We start from the raw sequence: 1,131 nt of genomic DNA, 5'->3' as shown, positions 1-1,131 counted from the left end.
CAGCAGCGCCGCGTGCTCGGGGCAGTTCTCGGCCACCACCAGCACGCGATCGCCGGCGCGCACGCCGTCGTCGCGCAGCTCGCGCGCGAGCGCATCGGCCAGCGCGCCGACGTCCGCATAGCTCAGCGTGCGGTCGCCGAGATGAATGAACGGCCGCTCGGGGGCGTCGGTCAGCCAGCGATCCAGCAGTTCGTGAATGCGTTCGGCCATGCTCGCATCTCCTTGCATCGATCTCGATCGTGCACAGCGTGCCACGCTCACGCGAAACGCGTCAGGTCGTCCACACCGGCGCGGGTGGTGCGGAACCGGTTGACCGGGTGTTCGTCTTCCGCGTAACCGAACGAGATCGCGCAGATCATGTGCTGCGTATCGGGGATGTCGAAATAGTCGCGGACGAAATGTGCATGGCGGGCCAGCGCGCCCTGCGGCGTGGTGGCGACGCCGTGCGCATAGGCCGCGAGCAGGAACGACGACACGAAGCCGCCTGCGTCGACGAGTGCATACGGGCCCAGTTCCGCCGGCACCGTGACGATTGCCACGTGCGGCGCATCGAACAGGCGGAAGTTGCGGAATGCCTGCTCGGCGCTGCGCTCGCGGTCCTTCGGGCCGATGCCCAGCGACGCATAGAGCGCAATGCCGGCGCCACGCCGGCGCTCGGCGTAGATGCCCTGGTAGCTCGGCGGGAACGGCAGATCCGATTCGTTCTCCGGATGATCCTGGACCCGCTGCATCAGCGCGTCGCGAAAGCGCTCGGTGCTTTCGGCGGTTTCGGTGATCACGAGTTGCCACGGTTGCACGTTGCACCACGACGCCGAGCGGCTGGCCATGGCGACGATGCTGCGGATCAGCTCGACGTCCAGCGCGTCGTGCCGGTACGCGCGACAGGTGGAGCGGCCGCTCGTCAGGCGATCCAGCGCCGCGAGTTCGGGAGTAGGGGTGGTCATGTCAGTCAAGTCTCAGATGAAGGTGCCTCGCGCACGACAGGCGTCGATCTGCGCGTCGGGCAGCCAGCCCTGCAGCGCGGCGATCGCGTTGTCGGTCGTCGGTGCCGCGGGCGCGTCGGGCCGTGCGGCCGGCGTGCGCGAAAAGCGCGGGCCGGGCAGATCGGAAGAGCACAGGTCGGGAATCCAG

Annotated in this window: 2 protein-coding genes; both read right to left on the bottom strand. The window is 68.6% G+C overall.

The genetic code is table 11. The features are described 5' to 3' along the window. Positions 1 to 210 (bottom strand): AMP-binding protein (locus G3N99_RS40820; protein ID WP_206125263.1); only part of this gene is annotated, 210 nt, incomplete at its 3' end. A 47-nt stretch (positions 211 to 257) separates the two neighbouring features. Then, positions 258 to 944, bottom strand: a complete 687-nt coding sequence (locus tag G3N99_RS40815; protein ID WP_174938670.1) for a nitroreductase family protein — start codon at positions 942 to 944, stop codon at positions 258 to 260. Positions 945 to 1,131 lie beyond the last annotated feature (187 nt).

Origin of the sequence: Burkholderia sp. Ac-20392 (genome assembly GCF_017104585.1) — a bacterium.
Lineage (GTDB): Bacteria > Pseudomonadota > Gammaproteobacteria > Burkholderiales > Burkholderiaceae > Burkholderia > Burkholderia lata.
The sequence above is the reverse complement of the archived record's forward strand: the minus strand, read 5'-3'. Positions and strand labels throughout refer to the sequence as shown.